Below are 22,922 nucleotides of genomic sequence, written 5' to 3' on the forward strand. Positions count from 1 at the left end.
GTGTCTCGCGTTGCACACGTTTCGTGCCAAATTAATCACGAGCTTTATCGGCTCACTTGTCGTTTTTCTGTTGCTGTCGGTATCGACGCAGTCCGCGTATGAAGCGTTTCAGAATGCGGACTTCTCGGAACAGGAGACGACGATCGTGCGGGGATGTAATCATAACGACTTATCCAATTTATTCTTCACAAAAAACAGTTGTAATTTCGATGAAAAAATTGATGAGAGAGAAGACGGCATCGATTTTGGTGAGTCCGATGAACAAAGTAAAAATACGGGAGGCACACCACGCGATCGAAAAGTAAAGGATCTTCCTTCATTTTCTATTTTGAATGTTGTAGAAAGTTCGTCTTCTTCCAATAAACTTCTCTTCGTCACCGCTGTACTTGTACTCGTTGCTTTCGTAGCATACCGGATTCGTCGTCGGCGTCGACGTTCATCACAGTCACGAGAAGTTGAAAGTGAAGCAAAACATTGGGTCCAACCATCGTCTGAAAGTTATGTCCAACAAACAAACCTTCAATCGATGCTTACTCCGCCTGAAGAATCATTACGCCTGATGCTATTTGATTTTAACCAACGATTACCACGTGCCCTTCAGCGACGAAGTCACGAATCGTTGACAGACTGGACGGAGCGCATTCATCTGGTGACGCCACTCTCACCTTATTTCGTCACTCGCTACGCTGCACAAGCAGAAGTAGAAGCACTCGATGCACAAGCGATTCACCATTTCGAACAAGATCTTGCGCGTTATTTAAAGACGCAGCTCTCCCAATAACAAGCAAAGGAGACTACATATGTTACGCTTCGTCATCAATCAATGGCGTCGGCAGCGCGGTAAATTCATTCTGACGCTCGTCGGTGCGCTCATCATCAGTGCCGGACTCAGTTTGATGTTCAATCTTACCGACTCCAGTCAAGGAACGGTCGAACAGACGTTACAAAAGAAATGGTCGTCTGCGTACGACATCGTCGTCCGACCGAAAGGCAGTCAGCTTGCAAGTGAGTCGAATGATTTACTGGAACCGAACTATTTAAATGGGATCGACGGAGGAATTTCCTTCAAACAATACGAAACCATCAAAAAAATGAACGACATTGCAATTGCAGCTCCGGTCGCCGTGATGGGCTATGTCAAACTCGGATTACGTGTCACAGGACAATGGGACCTCCCCAATAAACCTGGCTTTTACCGTTTAAGAGAGACGCTGACATCTCCGAACGGTTTTGGGGAAAAAATTCTTAGCGATGAAGCCATTTATAGTTTCAATGGCAATAAAAACGCACGTATTGCTAATTTGCCAGGAGTCTTTCCAACTAAGTCTACGTCGCGAATCATCCATCCTCGAACATTCAGCTTGCTGGTGGCAATTGATCCTGAAGCTGAAGCCGAGTTAGTGGGTCTTGATCGTAGCATCATTCCTTCAAAAGGAAATAGTCGCTATTTTACTGAAAATGATAAAGCTATCGAAAAAGCAGATCCAAATACGATTCCCATTCTATTAAATCCAAATTCATTCAATCAAGGGACTTTTCAGTATTCAATCGAACGACTAGATGTTCCATTCGATACACAAAAACAACAAAATATATTTTATTCAAAGATTCCAAAGGATTTCACACCTGCGTTTGAGATGCTGAGTGAGATTCCAGGTAAAACAATCAAAAAATTTATGATTTCTTCAAAAGATGTCGAACAAAAATTTTTTAGTTCATTAACAAATACTCCAACAAAAAATATTCAATCATCACGATTAGATGATGCAACGATTGCTGATTACTTACAACTCGAAATCACGACTGGACCACTATCATACCAATCTGAAAAAAGTCCTTTTGCCGCGCGTTGGTCAAATGCGTATCAAGTTGAAAGCCAAAAAATTAAAGTCACGAATCCTTATTTGAAGGATATAAACGCTTTACCTAAAATCGGATATCGTTCGACACATTCGTTAGAAAAAAAAATTAAGGATACTATGGGTAGCGGGAATGATGTTTATTATTCTCCCGGCTTTTCGATGAATGTCATCGGACTTTATGACCCTAACAAAATTCGTGTTTCAAAAGATCCACTTAATGAGTTACCGATGGAGACATATCGTCCTTCTTCTGCTGATCTAGTTTTAGATACAAACGGACAACCAATCAATCCAGCTAGATCTATTAATACTTCAGGTGATCCGGTCGGATTACTGACTAACTCACCGAATATGCTGACGACTTTAGACAGCGCACAGCAATATCGAGGCAACAAATCGATCTCGTCAATTCGCCTAAAAATTAAAGGTGGCGAAACACTCAGCGAAGAGTCCGATCAACTCTTACAACAAATCAAAGCAAACATTGAGAAAGATACCAGCCTCATCGCTACAATCACTAAGGGTTCTTCCCCACAACCCGTCGTCACAAAAGTCGTCGAACAAGGCAAGACACTCGGTTGGATCGAACAACCATGGGTTCATATCGGTGCTGCGATGACGATTTTCCGCGAGACGAGCGTCGGGTTCTCCGGTGTCATCTTCGCAATGCTCGCCGTCGCGATCGTCTATGTCCTCGCGACGAGTTATGTCTCGATGCTCGCGCGCAGAAAAGAATTCGCTGTTTTACTCGCACTCGGCTGGCGGACGAAGGATCTTTATAAAATCGTCTTGATTGAGGCAGCGATCCTCGCTGGATTCGTCTCGACGGTTGCCTTAATTGTCGAAGGGATCTTCTCATATGTCCGTAATGAAGCGATGAACGGCTGGAGCCTCCTTTGGATCGCGCTGTTCAGTCTCGTCATTTATCTCGCTGGCGCAACTTGGTCGGCGTGGACGATCCGTCGCATCTCACCATACGAAGCGATCAAGACCGGCGAATACGCGAAAGCAGCTCGTGTCGGACTGAAGCTTCGTTCGACCGCGACACTCGCACTAAAGGAACTGATTGGGAAATGGAAGCGGAACAGTTTGTCGGTCCTCTCGATTGCTCTACCGACGGCGCTCTTGACGTTCTTCCTGTTCGTGACATTCCATTTACAAGGTGTCCTCTATACATCGTGGCTCGGACAATTCGTCGCCCTGCAAGTCGGTCCAATGCATTACGTGACGATGGGTGTCGCGATCACAATCGCTATTTTGACGACAGGAGAGATTATGTGGCAAAACGTCACCGATCGTAGGGCATCGCTCGCCGTCCTAAAAGCACTCGGCTGGACGAACGGCGCAATCCGACAGTTGATCGTCCTTGAAGGCTTCCTCGTCGGTCTCATCTCCGGAGTCATTGGACTGATTGTCGCCTACTCGACGATTTACGTTCTATACGATCTTGTTCCCTGGAATGAGCCGTTGTTGATTGGCGTATCGCTCGCCCTACCGATTCTGTTCGGTGTCATTGCAGCCTTCATCCCAGCACAACTGGCAGCACGTGTTCAACCGTATCAAGAACTGAAAGATGCATCTTAATATTTGGCGGAGGGGCAACAGGCATTGTCCCTCTCTTCACAGGAGGAAGTCTATGTTACCGACATCGATTTATTCGTTATCAGCAGGAGCGGTCGTCTTGAATGACCAAAACGAGATTCTTTTAATCCAAGGACCGGATCGCGGCTGGGAGTTTCCGGGTGGCATCGTCGAGCCTGGGGAAAGTGCAGCTGACGGTATCATTCGCGAAGTCAAAGAAGAGTCTGGAATGGAGATTGAAATCGTGAAATTTTGCGGTATCTATCAAAACCTCGAGGCGAATGTCTGTGCGACTTGTTGGCTTGCAAAAGCGATTGGTGGTCAACCGCAGACGAGCAGCGAAAGTTTAGCAGTCGGTTTTTTCCCGCTCGAAGAAGTGTTACGACGCGTAACGTGGTCGAACTTCAGCGAACGAATCTTACATATCTTAGATGAACAGTCTCATCCATTTTTCGTAGCCTTTACCCCATAAAAGGAGGAATGACGATGTTCCGTTTTGTCTTAAATCAATGGCGCCGGCAGCGCGGGAAATTCATCCTGACGCTTGTCGGTGCCCTCATCATCAGTGCCGGGCTCAGTTTGATGTTCAACTTGACCGACTCCAGTCAAGGAACGGTCGAACAGACGTTACAAAAGAAATGGTCGTCTGCGTATGATATCGTCGTCCGACCGAAAGGCAGTCAGATGACGACGGAATCAAATAATTTACTCGAACCGAATTATCTCAATGGGATCAATGGTGGGATTTCGTTTAAACAATATCAACAAATCAAACAAATGAATGAGGTTGATATTGCAGCCCCGGTCGCTGTCATGGGGTATGTCATGTCTAATGTTTCCTTTGAAAAAGCGATTAAAATTCCTTCCACACCAGGAATCTATCGTTTTACAGAAACCACTTATATTCAAAACGGCTTCAAGAAGGAGCGACAATCAAAAACTGTGCTTCATCTTGCTCAAGGAACAAAAGTTCAAGTTCCTGAGAACGCTTCATTCATTTCTGAACAAATTGATGGTTTTTCAACGGCTGTCGCTAGAAATCCAGTCCTGATCGTCGGTATTGATCCAAAAGAAGAAGCACGGCTGGTCGGTTTGGACAAGAGTGTGCGTACGACGAACAAATCCCGATACTTCAATTCGACCGATCGCCTTGAGTCAGACGCGGCTAATAATCGAAACATCATCCCGATTTTAGTAAATCCGAACTCCTTTAATAAAGGAAGTTACGACTATGATATCGAACGTCTCGATGCTCCTTATCAAACCGAACAAGATCAGCAAAAACTAATTGATAAGGTCATCAAATCACAACCAAAACGGTCTATTATCGATTCTCCTCTTGCCTCTTATCCCGCTAAGAATATTCAACACCTGTCCATCCCAACCGCTAAAGTAGAAGAAACCTATCTGCGAACGATGGTTGAAAAGACAAACAGCTTACAAACGAATTCTGAATATGCAGAAGGAGGACAATTGGTTTATCAATCCGGTCCTCTTCGATTCCAATCAACGGCTAGTCCGTTTTCAAGCCGATGGAGCACAGCTTTTGAAGTATCCGCGACGCCGACACGAATTTCAGGAATCGGCATTGAGAAGGAATTTATTTCTGATAAAGGGTTTCGTTCCCTCACATCGATGGGACAAAAGGTCAAAAAGCCAGAACCCGGATCAGTTGATGTCATCTTTCCATTTTTACAATTTAAAGTCGTTGGTCTGTACGACCCGAATAACATCAAGGTCTCAAAAGACCCGCTGAACGAATTACCGATGGAAACTTATCGTCCCTCGTCTGCCGATCTTGTTTTAGATGCGAAGGGCGAACCCGTCAACCCAGCGAAATCGATTGATACGTCTGGTAATCCCGTCGGACTGTTGACGAGTTCTCCAAACATCCTGACGACGATTGACAGCGCACGAGCAGTCAATGGAGAACAAGCGATTTCTTCGATCCGTCTTAAAATCAAGGGGGCTTCGACCGTCAGTGAAGAGTCGGAGCAACTACTCCAAGACGTGAAAAAGCAAATTGAACAGAAAACCGGATTGATGGTCACTATCACTAAAGGTTCTTCCCCACAACCGGTCGTCACGAAAGTCGTCGATGATGGCAAGACGCTCGGTTGGATCGAACAACCGTGGATCCATATCGGTGCTGCGATGACGATCTTCCGCGAGACGAGCGTCGGTTTTTCCGGTGTTATCTTCGCGATGCTCGCCGTCGCCATCGTCTATGTCCTCGCGACGAGCTACGTCTCGATGCTTGCCCGCCGGAAAGAATTCGCTGTCTTACTCGCAATCGGCTGGCGGACAAAGGATCTTTATAAAATCGTCTTGATCGAGGCGGCGATCCTCGCTGGATTCGTTTCAACGATCGCCTTGATCGTCGAAGGAATCTTCTCAATCGTTCGGAGCGAAGCGATGAACGGCTGGAGTCTCCTCTGGATCGCACTGTTCAGTCTCGTCATTTACCTGGCTGGCGCAATCTGGTCGGCGTGGACGATTCGCCGGATCTCACCGTACGAAGCGATCAAGACCGGTGAATACGTGAAAGCCGCTCGCGTCGGACTGAAACTTCGTTCGACGGTGACACTCGCACTAAAGGAGCTGATCGGGAAATGGAAGCGGAACAGTTTGTCCGTCCTCTCGATTGCTCTACCGACAGCACTACTGACCTTCTTCCTGTTCGTGACGTTCCACTTACAAGGTGTTCTTTATACGTCGTGGCTCGGTCAATTCGTCGCCCTGCAAGTCGGTCCGATGCATTACGTGACGATGGGTGTTGCCATCACGATCGCCATTTTGACGACGGGAGAGATCATGTGGCAAAACGTCACCGATCGCCGCGCCTCACTTGCCGTACTAAAAGCACTCGGCTGGACGAACGGTGCGATCCGTCAATTGATCGTCCTTGAAGGTTTCCTTGTTGGTCTGATTTCTGGAGTGATTGGGCTGATCGTCGCCTACACGACGATTTATGTCTTGTACGATCTTGTTCCATGGAATGAACCGTTGCTGATCGGCGTGTCGCTTGCCTTACCGATTTTGTTCGGTGTCATCGCTGCCTTCGTCCCAGCTCAACTGGCCGCACGTGTTCAACCGTACCAAGAACTGAAAGATGCTTCTTAAACTAAGGAGTTGTACACATGAATTCTATTCAAGCAATATTTCTTGACCGAGACGGGACGATTGGTGGAGATGACACCGTCCATTATCCTGGAACGTTTACGTTATTTCCTCTCGTCGCTTCACTAATCGAACGCTTACGTAACCAAGGGATTTTACTGATTGCGTTTACGAATCAACTTGGTATCTCAAAAGGATTCGCGCGTGAAGAGGATTTTCGGACAGAATTACAGGGCTTCGGCTTTGACGATATGCTGAATTGTCCGCGTGCAGCGGAAGATCGCTGCACCTGTCGCAAACCATCACCTGAATTATTAAGGCAAGCACAAGTAAAACACGATCTCCGACTCGAGCAATGTGTCGTCATCGGGGACCGCTGGAGTGATATGGTGGCAGCTGCGCACGCCGGGTGTATCAAAATCTTAGTCCGAACCGGTGCCGGAGAGAGTTCCATTCGCGATTACGCTGACCGGGTGGAAGCAAACGTCGACTATATTGCCGACGACTTGACGGACGCGATCGTTTGGCTCGATACGCAAAACTGAACAAACGAAAAGGCGCGCTTCCACAATTGGAAGTCGCGCCTTTATTATTTCTTTGAACGTTTCGGTTGAGAAGATGCGTAGACACTAACCGCTAACACAAATAAGGTTGCAAACCATGTCCAAAATGACATGTCATCGTCTCCTTTTGATGATGCGTGGATACTTAAACTGTCTTCTTGATCTTATCAAAAAGTTCCTGCAATCAGTTGTTAGCGATTTTTCTTAATATATAGAGTGCATAGATAATCGATGGGATCGCCATCGCCATGAGAATAAGATGAACACTCTCAAATAAAAGATTCAATGCTAGACTAAAATCTGACACTTTTATTTCCTCCCACTCACCTCACCAGGAATTTAGAATCCTTACAATTATGTAATAATTTTCAATTATCCTTCATTATAAAGGGATTCACGTTACACTGAACGTACGAAACAGAGGTGAATACGTTGCAATTAACATTTGAGTACATGCCTTATTATTACGATGATGATCTTCAGTTGATTCCAAATGATTTTTCAGACCCTGATAATATGCGCTTCGTCATCGAACAAGACTACACATCAGCCTTTAGCATCTTTACGAATCCAGACGATGAATCGTCTTCATTTGAAAGTTCATTTCTTGAGCAGTGGTTTCATCGATTACAAGCTTTCCCACTATTCGTCTGTGTAGAGGTGAATCGTTATGACGAAGAAGAGTTTGAAGCGTTATGTCGATTTTATTCGATTACATATAATGATTTAACACCACTTGCGGACAAACGATTCATCGTCGCTGAACTGAAGCATGCCGAAGACTTTCAACGATTGTATTCTTACATCCATCCCCACGCGAGTTGGAACGATCTTGTCATCTGGTCAACCAAACCAAATGTCTTCCGGATTGAATACCGAACGCACTACTACTCCGAACGACCAGAAAAAACGGTCATCGTCGCCATGCAGGAAAACATGTCTGTCTTTGCGTTCAGCTACGATGCAGATGTCGTGAATGTTGTCTCGAATCAACTGTTTTTCGAGACAACCGATCGCCTATTTAATACCTTACCCGACTTCGTCGTTCCGACCTTAGTTGACGATACAGAAGACGTACAAGAAAAGGAGTGAATCCTTTGGATCCTTTAACGAGACAGCTAACTGAATATATGCTCGAGAAATATCGTTTAACCGATTATGTGCTCCATGAATCGTCCTACACTCAAAACAAAATAAACGACCAAACTGTCTACTCTTTTGAAACGTTTTGGATTCCGCGAGGTGCATATGTTATCGAGGAAGAGGATGGAACGATGCTTCCAGAAGGAACCGTGCAGATTACGATTGACCCTGTTACGAAACGAACGACGACGTTATCCTTACACGGTCCGACCTCGATTCATTCCGTGCCTAACGATTTACGTGATCCAACCACTCGGATGGCTTGGATCGAATCAGAGACCGACATGATCCATGGTACGCATTTTATGGTAGAAGAAGAAAACGAAACTTTTTTCAGTTATGTAAGTTGTCACGAAGGGATTCGGATGTCTCCCGGTTGTTTCATTCATCTGACGTTAACGGAAAACGGTCAACTCGATGAGTTGTTCCTATACGGTCCTCATCCGAGTGATCATCATGTGAAACAGGAACCTTTCGCCTTAACGCTCGAGGACATCGAATCGCTAACTAAACAACAACTAAAATGGTTCTCCTATACAAAACCAGGACATCAATACGCGCATACCGTCGTCGAGACGTTCGTGACGCAAGAAGGGTCTATCCTTGTGCCTAGTAAACTGGATTTTACGTCGTCACTCGATCGAAATGACATCTTAACGTGGACAAATCCGTCCTCTTCAATTCTCAAACGCCATCCTTTCCAATCAGCAGCAAGCGTGACAGCAGAGGATGTGATCATGCAGACCGAACATCCTGATTTTCATCCAATCCAGCAAGAGACGGTGAACGCTTGTCGCATCGTGATTAAAGACATCATTCAAAGCGAGTACCCTGCAGATTCCGGACAATGGACGATTCGTCACATTTACCGGCAACATCCCTACCTTGCTGTCAAATTGTCACGCGCGCATCCGACGTCCTATGTTGATCAGCAACGGCGCGTCACGATTCTCCTTGACGAAAAGACGCTTGACTGGATTAGCTTGACCGACGATCAGGAACTCCATACCGTGTTCGATTCCGTTAGCGCACCGGAGCTCGAGGATGAGCAGCAAGACATCATCTTCAACGCATTACGTCCGTACCTTTTGCTCACGCCGCGTTATGTGTTTGCCGCTTCAAAAGGTCAATACGTTCTTTGTGGCTTGCTTGACTCGAACCATGCTTACTTACCGGCAACAAATGAAGTCGTTTTATTGCGCAATCTATAAAGTGAAGATAGATACGAAGGAGTGAACGAGTTGCATCCATTAACGAAAGATTTAATCTCCCATATTCAAGATAAATATCAACTGAACGATTATGTCTTACATGAATCCTTCTATCACCGCGAAAAAATTCATGGTGCAACGCAGTATTCGTTTGAGACATGTTGGTTCCCCATCAATCACGGTCCATGGTCTGAAGACGAGAGTTATCCAGACGGTACGATAGAGATTCAAGTCGATACAGCTACACGACGAACGACATCAATCAACAAACATGGTGATGTCACAATTTATTCTCTTCCAGAGGACTTGCGTGATTCAGACACACAGACTTCCTGGCTAGAGCAAGAATTAGGAATAACGTTCGACCAGGAGTTCATGTTACTGAAACATCAAGATTTGCTGTATCAGTATGTCAGCTGTCATAACGGAATTCGCCTCTTCCCCGGTCTTGTCATTACGATTGAGTTAACGAACAACGGAGCACTCGATTTTTTCAGTGTGTATGGAACCCCCGCCCTGAGCAACAATTATCCGACTGAATCGTTTTCACTGTCACCTGTTCAAATCACACCGATCATTACAGAACAGATACGGTTCTTTTCAGCTCCTGGTGAGCAACAACGAATACAGGCGCATACAATCGAGGAAATCTTTGTTTCTCAAAACGACTCGCTCACGTATCCCTTTAGTGATCCAGACATTTCGTCCGTTGCCATGAACGAGATCGTGACATGGGACAAACCATCTACGTTCTCCTACACGCGCAAATTGATTAAGCGGAGAGACGCCGTCACGGCACGCGATGCCGAAGCTCAAACGCCACACCCGGATTACCGACCGTTGACCGATGGGACATTGATGACTTGTAAGTCAATTGCTGTAGACCTCATCGCTGCGGAGTATCCTGAGGAGTCAGGAGCGTGGACGATTCAGGAAATCTATCGGAATTTTCCATTCATTAACGTGAAAGTACGCCGGACTCGTGACGACCCAAATCTCGCTCATAAACGTCGTTTGACGATTCTCCTGATTGAAGAAACTTATGAAGTCAGCCTAATCGTTGATAACGAGTCGATTATCGCGCTCTACCATGACTCGTCACAACCGTTGCCTAATAGCGTGCCCAAAGAAGCCATACGTGACGCACTCATGCCTTATCTGACATTAAAGCCATATTATGTCTTCGACCATGCGCTCGATCAGTACGTCCTCTGCGGACTACTCGACTCCGTTCATGCTTACTTACCGGCAACGAACGAAGTCGTTTTATTGCGCGACTTATGAGTTAGTTCAGCCATTGATCTATCCGATTCCTTATTGCTTTTGGAAGAACGAGTCGTCTCAGCTGTTCCAGTCGCTCATGGTCCACTTCCTGTTTCGTGAGATACTGTTCAATCATCGCGACCTTTTGTTCCCGTCCTGGAATCAGTTGATAGATGACGTACCAATCGATGAGTGCCATGAACGGACGTCCAGTTGAATCAATCGATTGTTCATCAAACGGATAGATGAACACGCCCTCACCATGACGAATCTGCAGTCCGCTCATCAAATCGATATCGATTCCTTCGATGATAAATTCCTGGAACACTTCCGTCGCATAAAGTGACGTCTTGTCTTGTTCGACGACAGTCCCCATGTCCGCCAACAGTTGGACTGCTCGTTCGGCGTCCGCTAACGCGACGACGAGATCGATGTCGCGCGGTACAACTGGTAGTCCATGCTGCGCCAACAATAATGAACCACCGATACCAAAATGAATCCGTTCTCGCTGCAAACAAACGACGACTTTTTCTAAGACTTGCTCAAGACTCATCGCCGGAACCCCGCTGCTCGAAACGGTCCTTCCATCGAAATCGTAAAGATGATTCGCGCAATTTCATCCGGTGATGTCTCGTTTAGGTGGCTCAACCAGGATTCGATGACACCGAGATGGGCGGCTGAGAGATAGGCAATGAGATAATTTTCTGGAACAAGGCGTTCTCCTTGTTCCGGTAGTCCCGAGAACAGAATCTGTTGCATGTAATCACGGACCTGCTTCCGAAACATCCCGTCACTCGTCGGACTGAGTAAGATCCGCATCAGCGTCCGGTGTTCATAAAGAAACGTTAGAAACGGGATGATTCGTCGGTATGGTGAGTCCTCCGTTTTGTTGATCAGGACGAATGGAATCTCGCGTTCGAACGTCGCTTCGATCTTTTCAAAAACCTCATTCGTCATCCGCTCGAGCAGTTCGTATTTATCCGCGTAATGATGGTAGAACGTCCCGCGATTGACTTCCGCCCGTTCCGTCAACAACTTAATTGTCACGGCGTCAAATCCAACTTCGTCGATCAGCTGAAGGAACGTCTCGCGTATCCTCCGGTCGGTCCGGATAACGCGTAAATCCTGTTTTTTCATCGAAATCGCCTCTTTCTTCAACATTTTATCGAGATGTGTCGCTTAAGCGACAGATGAACGTTAACTGGTCATTGCTCCCAGTTTCTCTCCCTTTTATAATGAAATTAATCAACACGTTGTTCAATAATTATTTCATAAAAGGAGGGAGAATACGATGGATCTACGATTACAAGGTGTATCAAAATCATTTCATCAACAGAACGTCCTCCAACAGATTGATCTTTTGATTCCGTCCGGTGAAATTTGTGGTTTGCTCGGTCCGTCAGGTTCCGGAAAGACGACATTGATTCGTTTAATGATTGGTGCAATCCAAGCAGACGCAGGTTCGATTCAGATTGGCGACACTTCGATACCAAATTTCAAGATGTTATCGCAGATTGGTTTCATGCCACAAAACGATGCCTTATACGAGGATTTATCTGGCCTTGCGAACCTGCAATTTTTCGGTTCCTTATACAATATGTCCCGTCAGGATTTAGCAAAACGAATCGACGAGGTCTTGACACTCGTCGATTTAACGAATGATCGAAAAAAGCTCGTTCGCCATTATTCCGGCGGGATGAAGAAACGATTGTCCCTCGCCATTTCGATCCTGCATCGCCCTAGCGTCCTATTTCTGGATGAGCCGACCGTCGGGATCGATCCCGTGTTACGTCGCCAGATTTGGAATCAATTCCAAGCGATCCGTACGCAAGGAACGACGATCGTCGTTTCGACCCACGTCATGGATGAAATCAACGAATGCGACCGGGCAGCACTGATCTATAACGGTCGGATCATCGCCTACGATCCGCTCGACCGTTTACTTGCGCAGACTGAAAACGGTCAAATCGAGGAACTGTTCCTGCTCGCTGGAAAGGACGTGACGTAATGTGGCAACTCGCACGACGGGTCATCCGTCAAACGTTGAACGATAAACGAAGCGTCGGACTGATTTTGCTTGCTCCATTACTAATCTTCACCTTGATCTATTTCCTACTTGGAAACGATGATTACACGCCTGTCGTCGCTATCAGTCAAGATGTACCGGCTCCAGTCTCTCAAGCGATCGAAAAACAGGATTTGTCGATCAAAACGTATAATGGCAGCGATGCTGACGCCTATCTCAAGAATCATGAAACGGTCGACGTCGTCTTAGAGATGAGCGACAATCAGCTGTCCTTAAGTCTCCGCGAACCATCGACGAAAAGTTCGAAAGCACTACGAGAAATCCAAACTGGATTGGCATCGCTGCAACCGACGATGCAACTCGAGACGAACTATCTGTACGGAGATGTTGATCAATCGACCTTTGATGCGCTTGGCTTCGTCTTTTTATCGCTGTTCTCATTCTTCTTCGTCTTTATCTTGTCAGCAATGGCTCTCGTCAAGGAACGCAGTGGTGGAACGCTCGAGCGGTTGATGATGACACCGATTCGCCAAACCGACGTCATCTTCGGCTATACGCTCGGTTATAGCGTCTTCGCCTCCATCCAGGCAATTCTTGTCGTCCTGTACGCGACAACCGTTCTTGACTTACCGTCTGAAGGTTCGATCATCTGGGTCTTCCTGACGATGCTTGGACTTGCCGTCGTCGCGGTCTTGTTCGGCGCAACAATTTCGATCTTTGCCCAGTCTGAATTACAAGTCGTCCAATTGATTCCTTTTACGATCATTCCGCAGATTTTCTTCTCGGGTTTGATTCCGCTCGATCTAATCCCGTACGGACTCGGTAACATCGGATATATCACCCCAATTTTCTACGGAGCGAGTGCGATCAAAGAGGTGCTCGTCTACGGCAATGGGTGGTCAAGTATCTGGCCGTACTGGCTCGGACTATTCCTTTATGGAGCAGCACTGTTCCTCTTAAACATGCTCGCCCTTAACAAGTATCGCGGACACCAAAAAAGACACGGCTGATTACACAAGCCGTGTCTGAGTTTGCTCAAGCTGTTCAAGGAAAACAGTCCGTCGAGAGGAATCGAGTGTCTGCTCCGGAATATCAGCATACCGAACGAGCTGATACATCTCTTGCGGAACCGAGACCTCTAAACGTATAAACCACTCCGTCAGCGTCTCATATGTCCGCCGTTGTTGCGCTGGAGTAAGTGACCGATTGAAAGCGCGCACCGCTTCACGAATTTTTGAATCAAGAATGCGTTCTTCTGATGAGGACTGGACTTCAGGCGTAAGCGGAAGCGATAGAGCAGTTCGCTTCGGTCGATGACTTGATGAGAATAACCACTGCATGCGGTTGAATCGTTGTCGACGATTCAGGTAGAAGATGATCACTAAAGCGACCATCCAAGGAGCTATACGTGCAATTTGATTAATCGTATCTGTCAAGAAACCTTTCCCAAGCTCAATCGGTTTTTTCTTTTTAGGTTCTTTCCGATATCCTTCGTGCCCGCTTTTGGAAGAATCCGGTTGTTTGATGATGTGTTCTTCTTTCACATAGATGACTTTTTTAGTCGGTAAAATCTTGCCCGGAATATATACCCAGTTTCCTGTCGATTGATCAATCGGCGGATCGATCAATGCTTGATACGATAATTTTACACCCATGACGCCTAAAAATAGGACTAGGCACGTCAAAAAAGTCATTCCAATGATTCGATATCTCATTTCATCCTACACCTCCAAACCGAATTGAAATCCGTGACACAAGATCTTTTCCCATATGTTACCATGAAAGGAGGCGATTCAGATGAGTTACGAAAAAGTATTTCAAATGCCGATGTTGCAGCTGTATCAGGTATACCGTCAAAAAGTCGAACGTAAGCAACGGACACAAGAGGAACTCGATGACGTGCTGTTCTGGTTGACCGGACACACGCAATCAACTCTTGAACAAGCCATACAAACCCAAAACGTCGCAGCCTTTTTCGAGCACGCACCCGCCCTGAATGAACGTCGTTTTTTAGTCACTGGCGTCATCTGCGGGATTCGTGTGGAACATCTAACGGATCCGCTCATTCGTAACATCCGGATTCTCGACAAACTCGTCGACGAACTGGCGAAAGGAAAAGCGTTATCTAAAATCCTACGATAAGGAGGAATGCTGATGTCTACTTTACTCAGCACACTGGCGATCCTCGTCATGGTGACCAGTGTGACCTATTTCATCGTCTATCAAGTTAAACGAAACAAAGGAACCCATCGTTCCCCCGTCTATCGACTTGTTTTTAGTGGTCTGTTGGTCGGCTTGATGGTCAGTTATTTTTTGCTGACGTGAGTCGTGATTTTTAGTTTTTGATTTTAACAATAAAATCATTAATACAGTATTTGAAATAATGAAGGGGGTATACGCTTGAAACTTCGAAAATGGATTCTTCCACTTTTATTGCTCACCTGTCTCGCATCACCGAATGCTGCGACGTCGTATGTAAAATGGACGGTCGCTCCAACGGGTCACTATCTCGAACGTCTTCAAGCGGCTGACATTCCTTATAAAGTCCGCCAACACACGCTTTACATTCAAGAAAAGGATCTGCGACGCGTCACGTCGTGTTGTACATGACAACGATAGAAAACCCCCTCATTTCAGCGAAATGAGGGGGTTTTCTGATCAATCACGAATTAGCGAATCGTTTTTAATGCCGTTGCCCACGGAATGACTTGATCGAGCATCTGGTTGACCGATGTTTCTTGAACGGCTGCCGCTTTTAAGACCGATCCATTCTCGAAATCAGTGAACAAGGATAACGCTGGATGCACCCGGACATCGGCAATCAATAACTCACCGAGGATGCCACGCAAGTGTTCTGCCGCCCGAGCTCCACCGACAGAACCGTAAGAGACGATCCCTGCTGCTTTATTGTTCCATTCGACCCGTAGATAATCGAGCGCGTTCTTGAGTGACGCTGCGATTGAGTGGTTGTATTCCTGAACGATGAAGACGAATCCGTCTTGTGCTGCGACATCCTTCGACCAAGCAGCAGCACCCGACGCATCCCCATCCTTTTCACCTAGGAGCGGTAATTTGTAGTCCGCGATATCAAGAATCGTATAGTTCGCGTCACCTCGTTGATCAGCCAGTTGTTTGACCCAGTTCCCGACTTGTGGGCTGAGACGTCCTTCACGTGTTGACCCTAAGATGATGCCAATGTTTAATTTCTCCATCTTCATTTCCTCCTCTTATTTAGATGCGATTAGTTACGTTATCGTAGCGTTCTCTTAAAGGTATTCTTTTTCGATTTTCCGAGTGCTCCGGACTGTATCGATCGGACGGACCATTTGTTCGATCTGTTCTCGTTGCGGCTCGAGGAATGGTGGTAACGACAATTTCTCCCCGACCGTTTCGTACGGCTCGTCACCCATGAAACCAGGACCATCCGTTGCCCATTCGAACAAAACACCGCGCGCGACACGGGCATAGAGGGACTCGAAGAAGAAGCGATCGACGTAACCGGACGTGTTGAAGCGTAGTTGTTGCATCCACTCGATCCATTCCTGTAAGGCAGCCGTATCTTCAACGCGGAAAGCGACGTGGTGCACCGTTCCGAATCCTTGACGTCCGCTTGGTAGAACGACGTTGTGCTCAACGATGACTTGTGCGCCGTTTCCTCCTTCGCCCATCTCGAACAAGTGCAGGGAACCAGCTTGATCGACTTCTCGCATCAACATCGCTTGTTCGAGTACCGCTTTTAAATTGTCGAATTCCGCGATCCGGATGTGAATTGGACCGAGTCCCGTGATCGCGAACTCGAGAGGTACCGGACCATTTTGCCACGGTGTGCCGGAAGCGACACCTTGATTATGCTCGTCAGAAATCAACATGTATTGTTGCTCATCGAAATCGACGAACGAGAGCGTCTTCTTGCCGAATTGTTCTTTGATACCACGGTGCTTGACGTCGTATTTGTCAAAGCGTTTGATCCAGTATTCGAGTGCCGCATCCGTTGGGACACGGAACGCCGTCTTGAAGATTTCATTCGTTCCGTGTGATCCCTTTTGGATACCAGGGAAATCAAAGAATGTCATATCCGTGCCTGCAGATCCTTTATCATCGGCGAAGAATAAGTGATACGTCTGGATGTCATCCTGATTGACGGTCTTCTTGACCAATCGCATCCCTAGGACGTTCGTAAAGAAGTCATAGTTTTTCTCGGCACTGCTCGTAATCGCCGTCACGTGGTGGATTCCTTTTAGTTCATTCATGAAAAATCGCTCCTTTAATGGTTATTATCTCGAATTCGAGATATCAGTCTAAAAAATTTTATTGTTTTTTTGCTTGATAGCCGATCGTTTTGGCTGTCTCGATGAATGATTCGAGGTCTGACGGGGCTATTCCTTGAAATACTTGATTAATCGCTTGCTCGTGCTTTGGAAAAATAGCTTCCATCAGTTGGTGTCCTTCAGAGGTCAGTTCCGCAAATGTCACACGCCGATCCTCTGGACATGCTTTTCGGACAACGTAATTCTTCTTTTCGAGCTTATCGATGACATAGGTGATGCTACTGCTCGTGATCAAGACTTTTTTCCCAATCAATTGAATCGGTTGCCTGCCTCTGTGAAACAGCAACTCAAGAACCGAAAAATCCGTCGGGTTCAACCCCCATTGCGCAACATCCTTCTTGATGACTTCATGTAACGCATCAACTGCGCGCACCATGATCGTCAATGCTTTCAAGTTCGGATTCGGTGGAGTCATTTCGTTCACCTCTTTTGTATCTTTAATTCATATATCTTAAATTCGAGATAAATATACCATCCTGATTTTTGTTCGTCAACTGTTTTGAATCATATTTATGTGGACTTGATGCGTAACAAACTAAAAAAACTGAGCCGAAGAAAAATTTCGGCTCAGATGCGATGAATCACATGGTTTTTAAATTAGCTTGAATGTTAGACCCAATCAACGAGATCAGCGATGGCTTGACGCGTTTGCGGATGCGCCGGTGCTTCATTTCGATAACCGAACGCAACCATGACGGCGACATTCAGATTATCCGTCAGGTGCCCTTCATCACGTAACAGCTGTTCGACGGCTTTTTGGTCGAATCCTTCCATCGGGCACGAATCAATCCCGATCTGTGCCGCACTGGTCATCATGTTACCGAGCGCAATATATGTTTGTTTTGCCGCCCAATCCCGCATGGCGCGCTTGGATGACACAAGATCGAAGTCGGCTTCCTGGAACTGCCGATAAAATGAATGACGACCTTTCTGTGCTTCAGGCGTTAATCCGATCACATCTTGCATCATATGATGGATGTAAGGCGCGTCAAAATGCATGTCCTGTTCATTTCGAGCCAAGAGGATGACGAAATGGCTCGCTGTCTCGAGTTGTCCGGCAGCGCCCCACGCAAACGGTGCAAGCCGCGCACGAAACGACTCATCCTGAATGACGAGAAAACGCCACGGTTCGTAGCCAAACGATGATGGAGAAAGACGTCCCGTTTCGAGGATGAAAGCAAAATCATCTTCCGGAATCTGTTTGTCCGCAAATCGTTTTGTCGCGTGACGGAAGGTGAATGCATCGAGAATCTGTTGTTTTCGTAAATCGGTAGTCGTTTTAGTTAACATGTTCTAGCCTCATTTCGTATGATAGTGACATCTGAAGTGTATGCCGCTTCCTAGCAAGCGACAAGTACGCACTTTGAAGTGACATACTATCAATCATGTAACTAAAGGAGACGATCCATATGCCAATCGAAGACAGTTGTGTCTTTCTAAATACCTATTCTTGTGCGACGGCAGCGACGGTCGAAGTAATCGGTGGAAAATGGAAAGCCATCTTACTCTATCAACTACTTGACGGTCCGCTTCGCTTTTCAGAACTGTTGAAGACCTCTGAATCCATCAGTCCGCGTATCTTGACCTTACAATTACGAGAACTCGAGCACGATGGGTTGATCCATCGCGTGACATACGCAGAAGTACCACCTCGTGTCGAGTATTCGCTTACCCCGCTCGGTGAGACACTTCGTCCGCTCGTCCTGATGATGAAACAATGGGCGACCGATCATATGTCAAGCGTGCTCGAACATCGTGCTGCAGGAGAACTCGTTCAATGACGTTCTCACTATATGAAGCGCATCTACCGGTATCTGATTTACATCGATCGATTGAGTTTTACGAATCACTCGGATTAACCTTTGATCATACCGTTGACGATCGAATCGCATTTTTATGGATTGAACCCGGAAAAAGTTGGAATGGACTTTGGATTAGCGAGCATACGAACACACCGTATCATCCTTCCATCCGACACATCGCTTTAACTGTTGATATCGACTTTTTACGAAATGCTCCGAATTGGTTGCGCGAGCGTCAAATCGAACCACGCGCTGCATTTGGATTTGGACCAGATGAGCCCTTCTTCGTGATGACACATACGGATTACGCCCATGCCAAACTGCATTTCAATGATCCGAATGGCAATAGTCTTGAATTCATCTGTCACTTACCGAATCCAAAACGACTATCGAAGAAGATGACACTCCTAGAGTTCGAGACGCTAACGTTCACTTAATGTAACATCCATACAACGCGTGTCCTTCGCCTAATCGATAGTAATCGGTCCCAGAAAGAATATACGCCGTATCGTCAGGTAATCCGATCGCGTGATTCATTTGAGACACGTGTTCCTGAAAACGGGTTGCCCGTTTTTCCTGGTTCAAGTGTGGACAGAGACAACCACTCAGCCAACCTTGCCCCGTATCCAGGTAATAGTCCGTTCCGTCCTCACTCGTACGGATTCCGTATTCCATCGCATAGATCGCTCCAGCGCTGACACCGACGTACCACGTTCCACGCTTGATGGCTTGTTCAAGCAATACATCCATGCCTTTTACAGCAAAAGTCTTGACGAGTAACGGATAATTGCCACCACCGACATAAAGAATGTCGGCATTTTCTATTAGTCGTCGTTGCGTCTCCATGGATTGTTCGTCGTCAAACAGCGTGACGATCGAGACAATCGCTCCAATTGCTTCATATGTATCTCGAAATTGTTGTTGGTATAGCAATTCATCTCGACTTGCCGTCGGCAGGAAGACGATATGTGGTGCGTGTTTCGTCAGTTGAACGACATGCCGATTGATGAATTGATGAGACGGAGCAACCAGTTGACCGCCTCCGATTAGCATGAGGTTCATCTTTTTTCTCCTTTGCAGCGACTTTTTAGAAAAAGGAATACAGTCCGTGTTCGTAATAATCAAATTCTCGTGTAGTTAGTCGCTCAAAGCGATAGCCTTCATAAAAGGCATCGAGTGCTACCGGATCATTGATGATTGGACTGATGGCGAGAGCGATATCATACCGCCGATCGCCCGGTCTCATCGCTCCGACATCTATGAACGAGAGCTTTCCGTCCGTCGCGACCAACAGATTGTCTGTCGTACAGTCGCCATGAATCCAACTGGCAATTATCGGCTCCGGACAGGAGGACTTTAGTTGTTTCAGTAAATCCATCGTGCCGGACGTCCAAACAGATGTGACATAACGTTCCGCTGTCACAAGTCGTTCCGTTAACCATTCCTGTGACGTTCCTCCTGTCGCTCGTTGATGAAAATGAAAAAGATATGTCCCGAATGCTTGCCACAGCTGGATCCGTCGCTCGCTTGTCGCCTGTCTTAAAGCTGTCGTCAACGTTATCCCGTCTCGCCACTGCATCAAGAGATGGCTTTGCTGTTCCGTCTTTAAAAAGCCGACGTACTCAGGTAGGAACCCCGGTTCTCGTTGCATCCATTCTTCTAAGACGACTGCTTCTTCTGCGAGCCATTCCTGGTACCTCGCTTTCGTAGCAGTCTTGAGTAGGTATTTTCCTGTTTTCGTTTCAACCCGGTAGACCGTCGCTGTTCCCCCTTGCTCACCGAGTTGTTCGATGTACTCGATATCCCCCGTCAGTTGTTCGATCCGTACACGTGTCGCTTCCGTCATACCGTATATCCCGTGAACGGCACTGGCGTCGACAGCCGAATCCAGGTCGACGGTTTGCCGTAGACCAATGCATCATCGAGAAAACGTTCCAGTGTTGCAACGGACGCGGTTTGCAACTTGACCATGAAGTTATAACTACCGGTCAGGCGGTGACACTCGACGACTTCTGGATGTCCTTTACAAAATTCAATCAAGCCTGAGCAGCGTGTCTCTTCGAACATGACGATCGCGAGTAACCCTTGCGCGAGTGCTTCTGGATTAATGACAGCACGGAACCCTTCGATGATTCCCGCGTCCTCCATTTTTCGGACCCGTTCGATGACGGCAGGTGCCGATAATCCGATCTGACGTCCGAGTTCCGACCATGGAATCCGGGCATCGTCTTGCAGAATCCGGACAATCTGTTGATCAATTTGGTCCATTTTTCATCTTCCCTTCGAATTAAAACCACTTTCTTCAAATTAACATGGAATCAAAGGGAAATATAGCCTTTTTCTATGTTCTCCTACTGTGCTCATCAAAATGCTTTTCTTATACTAGTAACAGGAGGTGATACTTATGGAACCAACCTGTGTCCGGTGCCAAGAAACGATTGAAACGACGGTCTATCAGTGCTCGCACGCTTGTACATTTTGCGAACCGTGTACGAAAACGCTCGATCATATTTGCCAAAACTGCGGGGAGATGCTCGAACCCGTCACACCAGTCGCGACTTAAAAAGACGGATGCCTCGGCACCCGTCTTTTGTCTATTTAGATCGTCTCTTGTGATTGCCGCTCGGCTAAGCGCCCTTTTGCTTGTTCTTGATGCGGCTTGATCGCCGACTCCCCGAGTGCTTTCGCTAGACCTCGTGTTGGAAGATTGACATACATCGACTCATAATTGCTGACTTCGAACGTCTCATGGAAGATCCCGACCGCTTCTGATGTCCGTGCCTTCTGATTGAATCGTTTCCACGCCGTCAAATGACGGGAACCATGGGCATATGCCATCAATTCTTCCGTCGAACGCCAATACTGAATCAACGTCACGGAACGCCAACCGACAAGTGACTCATGCGAAATCAGACCGACATCGTTTTCATAACACTCTTGTAGCATCGGTCCCATCGCTTGGACCGTCGGTAACCACTGCCGGACAGAACGTAGGCGATTGATCCGTAAACCGATGATGAACACGACGACGTCTTTGTTCGGAGTCGCAATGATCCGTTTCATGTCAATTTCCTCCTTCAAGGGTCTCAAGGGAAGCGTCGCACCAGTCGAGTAACGCCCGTGTCTTCCGAATGCCATAATCAAGCGTCAATAACCAATAGACGGCATCATTCGAGTCAGGATAAGAACGAATCATCGCATCGATCGCTTGATACGTCTCAAGCCGTTCTTCGAGCAATCGAGCGTGCTCCTGAATTTTCTGCAAGGTGACCTCTATTGAAGCATGTCGAGCGAAGTACAGCTTCAACAACAGGTCGTTCCGTTGCACGGGCAATTCGACGGACGGTTCAGCGACCCACCGCTCGAGCTCCGCATGCCCGTTTTTCGTCAGAGCGAATTGTTTCCGTTCCCCATCCGTGACCTCTTCAACGATCAATCCTTCCGCCTCTAACCGTTTCAGCGTCGGATAGACTTGTCCGAAGCTGATTTTCCAAAAGTGATTCAAGCTCGTGTCGATCGTATGTTTCATCTCATAACCAGACGTACATCCACTTGCAAGAAGTCCGAGAATCGCATAACGAGTCATGTTTTCTTTAGGCATCGGTCCCTCCTATATCTAAAAGATACTATCTTTTAGATATAGTTCCCGTTCATTCAAATGCCAAACAAGAAATTCACTAAATGAAGCAGGAATTCTCGTTTTAAATCCGAATTCTTGTTCACATACTTAATTAAAAGGAGTTCTCACATGACATACGCTAAAGCTTCTATCTTCTTTAGTTTGCTCGGTCTACTCATCGCCTCTATGATTTTCCCGCCGCTCAACTGGTCGTTCGGACCGGACTCGATGCTTACGATTCCGATCGGACTTGCCATTTATCTGTTCGGAATCGGACTCGGGATCGTCGCCATCAAACGACGCGAACCGGGAATCCTCAAATACGTCAGTCTCGCTTGTGCCGTTCCGCTTGGCGTGTTACTACTGCTCTTTCTCGGTTTCATCTTCAGCGGGCAGATTTAATC

At 46.7% G+C, this 22,922-nt stretch carries 29 protein-coding genes; 17 read left to right on the forward strand and 12 right to left on the reverse strand.

Translation table 11 applies throughout. The features are described 5' to 3' along the window. Nucleotides 1–10 precede the first annotated feature (10 nt). The 8 genes from EXW93_RS08415 (at nt 11) to EXW93_RS08450 (ending at nt 10,764) form a co-directional block, all read left to right on the forward strand. A complete protein-coding gene (locus EXW93_RS08415; RefSeq protein WP_055968253.1) occupies nt 11–781 on the forward strand; it encodes a hypothetical protein in 771 nt (256 codons plus the stop codon). A 19-nt stretch (nt 782–800) separates the two neighbouring features. After that, nucleotides 801–3,446, forward strand: a complete 2,646-nt coding sequence (locus tag EXW93_RS08420; RefSeq protein WP_174316344.1) for an ABC transporter permease — start codon at nt 801–803, stop codon at nt 3,444–3,446. 52 nt (nt 3,447–3,498) lie between these two features. Further along, on the forward strand, nt 3,499–3,915 hold the full coding sequence (locus EXW93_RS08425; RefSeq protein ID WP_064299821.1) for an NUDIX hydrolase: 417 nt from the start codon (nt 3,499–3,501) through the stop codon (nt 3,913–3,915). A gap of 14 nt (nt 3,916–3,929) precedes the next feature. Then, complete coding sequence (locus tag EXW93_RS08430; protein WP_174316345.1) at nt 3,930–6,566, forward strand: ABC transporter permease; 2,637 nt, start codon at nt 3,930–3,932, stop codon at nt 6,564–6,566. Nucleotides 6,567–6,583: 17 nt separating this feature from the next. After that, nucleotides 6,584–7,108 carry an HAD-IIIA family hydrolase gene (locus EXW93_RS08435; protein WP_174316346.1) on the forward strand — a complete coding sequence of 175 codons (525 nt, stop codon included), beginning with the start codon at nt 6,584–6,586 and terminating at the stop codon, nt 7,106–7,108. Nucleotides 7,109–7,558: 450 nt separating this feature from the next. Then, on the forward strand, nt 7,559–8,218 hold the full coding sequence (locus EXW93_RS08440) for a hypothetical protein (protein ID WP_174316347.1): 660 nt from the start codon (nt 7,559–7,561) through the stop codon (nt 8,216–8,218). Nucleotides 8,219–8,223: 5 nt separating this feature from the next. Beyond that, nucleotides 8,224–9,480 carry a hypothetical protein gene (locus EXW93_RS08445; protein WP_174316348.1) on the forward strand — a complete coding sequence of 419 codons (1,257 nt, stop codon included), beginning with the start codon at nt 8,224–8,226 and terminating at the stop codon, nt 9,478–9,480. A 30-nt stretch (nt 9,481–9,510) separates the two neighbouring features. Then, nucleotides 9,511–10,764, forward strand: a complete 1,254-nt coding sequence (locus EXW93_RS08450; RefSeq protein WP_174316349.1) for a hypothetical protein — start codon at nt 9,511–9,513, stop codon at nt 10,762–10,764. 1 nt (nt 10,765) lies between these two features. Here the strand turns inward: EXW93_RS08450 and EXW93_RS08455 are convergent, their stop codons facing one another. Continuing rightward, nucleotides 10,766–11,296: a nucleotidyltransferase family protein gene (locus EXW93_RS08455; RefSeq protein ID WP_174316350.1), complete on the reverse strand. Its 531-nt coding sequence runs from the start codon at nt 11,294–11,296 to the stop codon at nt 10,766–10,768. After that, the gene (locus EXW93_RS08460; RefSeq protein ID WP_174316351.1) at nt 11,293–11,880 is read right to left on the reverse strand and encodes a TetR/AcrR family transcriptional regulator; all 588 of its coding nucleotides are present in this window, start codon (nt 11,878–11,880) and stop codon (nt 11,293–11,295) included. Before EXW93_RS08460 ends, EXW93_RS08455 begins: the two co-directional genes overlap by 4 nt. A gap of 154 nt (nt 11,881–12,034) precedes the next feature. Between EXW93_RS08460 and EXW93_RS08465 the strand changes: the two genes are divergently transcribed. Next, nucleotides 12,035–12,751, forward strand: coding sequence for an ABC transporter ATP-binding protein (locus EXW93_RS08465; RefSeq protein ID WP_023468412.1), 717 nt, complete (start codon nt 12,035–12,037; stop codon nt 12,749–12,751). Continuing rightward, the gene (locus EXW93_RS08470) at nt 12,751–13,779 is read left to right on the forward strand and encodes an ABC transporter permease (protein ID WP_023468413.1); all 1,029 of its coding nucleotides are present in this window, start codon (nt 12,751–12,753) and stop codon (nt 13,777–13,779) included. The genes EXW93_RS08465 and EXW93_RS08470 overlap by 1 nt, the downstream gene beginning before the upstream one ends. Here the strand turns inward: EXW93_RS08470 and EXW93_RS08475 are convergent, their stop codons facing one another. After that, nucleotides 13,780–14,484: a hypothetical protein gene (locus EXW93_RS08475; protein WP_174316352.1), complete on the reverse strand. Its 705-nt coding sequence runs from the start codon at nt 14,482–14,484 to the stop codon at nt 13,780–13,782. It lies immediately after the preceding gene. Between the two features lie 82 nt (nt 14,485–14,566). Here EXW93_RS08475 and EXW93_RS08480 point away from each other — a divergent pair, with 82 nt between their 5' ends. The 3 genes from EXW93_RS08480 to EXW93_RS08490 all read left to right on the forward strand — a co-directional run bounded on the left by EXW93_RS08480 (nt 14,567) and on the right by EXW93_RS08490 (nt 15,379). Continuing rightward, nucleotides 14,567–14,911: a DUF2200 domain-containing protein gene (locus tag EXW93_RS08480; protein WP_174316353.1), complete on the forward strand. Its 345-nt coding sequence runs from the start codon at nt 14,567–14,569 to the stop codon at nt 14,909–14,911. Between the two features lie 12 nt (nt 14,912–14,923). Then, nucleotides 14,924–15,094: a hypothetical protein gene (locus EXW93_RS08485; RefSeq protein ID WP_158024752.1), complete on the forward strand. Its 171-nt coding sequence runs from the start codon at nt 14,924–14,926 to the stop codon at nt 15,092–15,094. A gap of 75 nt (nt 15,095–15,169) precedes the next feature. Continuing rightward, nucleotides 15,170–15,379, forward strand: coding sequence for a hypothetical protein (locus tag EXW93_RS08490; RefSeq protein WP_023468417.1), 210 nt, complete (start codon nt 15,170–15,172; stop codon nt 15,377–15,379). A gap of 59 nt (nt 15,380–15,438) precedes the next feature. Here the strand turns inward: EXW93_RS08490 and EXW93_RS08495 are convergent, their stop codons facing one another. The 4 genes from EXW93_RS08495 to EXW93_RS08510 all read right to left on the reverse strand — a co-directional run bounded on the left by EXW93_RS08495 (nt 15,439) and on the right by EXW93_RS08510 (nt 18,387). Next, nucleotides 15,439–15,981, reverse strand: coding sequence for an NADPH-dependent FMN reductase (locus EXW93_RS08495; RefSeq protein ID WP_050678013.1), 543 nt, complete (start codon nt 15,979–15,981; stop codon nt 15,439–15,441). A gap of 54 nt (nt 15,982–16,035) precedes the next feature. Further along, nucleotides 16,036–17,019 (reverse strand): ring-cleaving dioxygenase, encoded by a 984-nt coding sequence (locus tag EXW93_RS08500; RefSeq protein WP_055968274.1) that lies wholly within the window; start codon nt 17,017–17,019, stop codon nt 16,036–16,038. A 58-nt stretch (nt 17,020–17,077) separates the two neighbouring features. Then, nucleotides 17,078–17,512, reverse strand: coding sequence for a MarR family winged helix-turn-helix transcriptional regulator (locus EXW93_RS08505; RefSeq protein ID WP_174316354.1), 435 nt, complete (start codon nt 17,510–17,512; stop codon nt 17,078–17,080). A 194-nt stretch (nt 17,513–17,706) separates the two neighbouring features. Beyond that, entirely contained in the window at nt 17,707–18,387 is a 681-nt protein-coding gene (locus EXW93_RS08510; protein WP_174316355.1) for an NAD(P)H-dependent oxidoreductase, read from the reverse strand. A gap of 119 nt (nt 18,388–18,506) precedes the next feature. Between EXW93_RS08510 and EXW93_RS08515 the strand changes: the two genes are divergently transcribed. Next, entirely contained in the window at nt 18,507–18,878 is a 372-nt protein-coding gene (locus EXW93_RS08515; protein ID WP_174316356.1) for a winged helix-turn-helix transcriptional regulator, read from the forward strand. Continuing rightward, nucleotides 18,875–19,336 carry a VOC family protein gene (locus EXW93_RS08520; RefSeq protein ID WP_174316357.1) on the forward strand — a complete coding sequence of 154 codons (462 nt, stop codon included), beginning with the start codon at nt 18,875–18,877 and terminating at the stop codon, nt 19,334–19,336. The genes EXW93_RS08515 and EXW93_RS08520 overlap by 4 nt, the downstream gene beginning before the upstream one ends. Here the strand turns inward: EXW93_RS08520 and EXW93_RS08525 are convergent. Genes EXW93_RS08525 through EXW93_RS08535 form a run of 3 tightly spaced genes read right to left on the reverse strand, consistent with a single transcriptional unit; the run spans nt 19,329 to nt 21,167 of the window. Continuing rightward, nucleotides 19,329–19,961, reverse strand: a complete 633-nt coding sequence (locus EXW93_RS08525; RefSeq protein ID WP_174316358.1) for a Type 1 glutamine amidotransferase-like domain-containing protein — start codon at nt 19,959–19,961, stop codon at nt 19,329–19,331. The genes EXW93_RS08520 and EXW93_RS08525 overlap by 8 nt on opposite strands. Nucleotides 19,962–19,986: 25 nt before the next feature. Next, nucleotides 19,987–20,745, reverse strand: coding sequence for an aminoglycoside phosphotransferase family protein (locus EXW93_RS08530; RefSeq protein WP_174316359.1), 759 nt, complete (start codon nt 20,743–20,745; stop codon nt 19,987–19,989). After that, a complete protein-coding gene (locus EXW93_RS08535; protein ID WP_174316360.1) occupies nt 20,742–21,167 on the reverse strand; it encodes an Lrp/AsnC family transcriptional regulator in 426 nt (141 codons plus the stop codon). The genes EXW93_RS08530 and EXW93_RS08535 overlap by 4 nt, the downstream gene beginning before the upstream one ends. A gap of 136 nt (nt 21,168–21,303) precedes the next feature. Between EXW93_RS08535 and EXW93_RS08540 the strand changes: the two genes are divergently transcribed. Further along, nucleotides 21,304–21,462: a DUF1272 domain-containing protein gene (locus EXW93_RS08540; protein ID WP_081637378.1), complete on the forward strand. Its 159-nt coding sequence runs from the start codon at nt 21,304–21,306 to the stop codon at nt 21,460–21,462. A gap of 35 nt (nt 21,463–21,497) precedes the next feature. Here the strand turns inward: EXW93_RS08540 and EXW93_RS08545 are convergent, their stop codons facing one another. Continuing rightward, on the reverse strand, nt 21,498–21,962 hold the full coding sequence (locus tag EXW93_RS08545) for a DUF4188 domain-containing protein (protein ID WP_029341806.1): 465 nt from the start codon (nt 21,960–21,962) through the stop codon (nt 21,498–21,500). Between the two features lies 1 nt (nt 21,963). Continuing rightward, complete coding sequence (locus EXW93_RS08550; protein WP_174316361.1) at nt 21,964–22,500, reverse strand: PadR family transcriptional regulator; 537 nt, start codon at nt 22,498–22,500, stop codon at nt 21,964–21,966. Between the two features lie 147 nt (nt 22,501–22,647). On the opposite strand from EXW93_RS08550, the gene EXW93_RS08555 reads away from it, so the two are divergent. Continuing rightward, nucleotides 22,648–22,920 (forward strand): hypothetical protein, encoded by a 273-nt coding sequence (locus EXW93_RS08555; RefSeq protein ID WP_174316362.1) that lies wholly within the window; start codon nt 22,648–22,650, stop codon nt 22,918–22,920. The last annotated feature ends 2 nt before the right edge of the window (nt 22,921–22,922 follow it).

Source organism: Exiguobacterium sp. JMULE1 (genome assembly GCF_013337175.1).
Taxonomy (GTDB): domain Bacteria; phylum Bacillota; class Bacilli; order Exiguobacteriales; family Exiguobacteriaceae; genus Exiguobacterium_A; species Exiguobacterium_A indicum.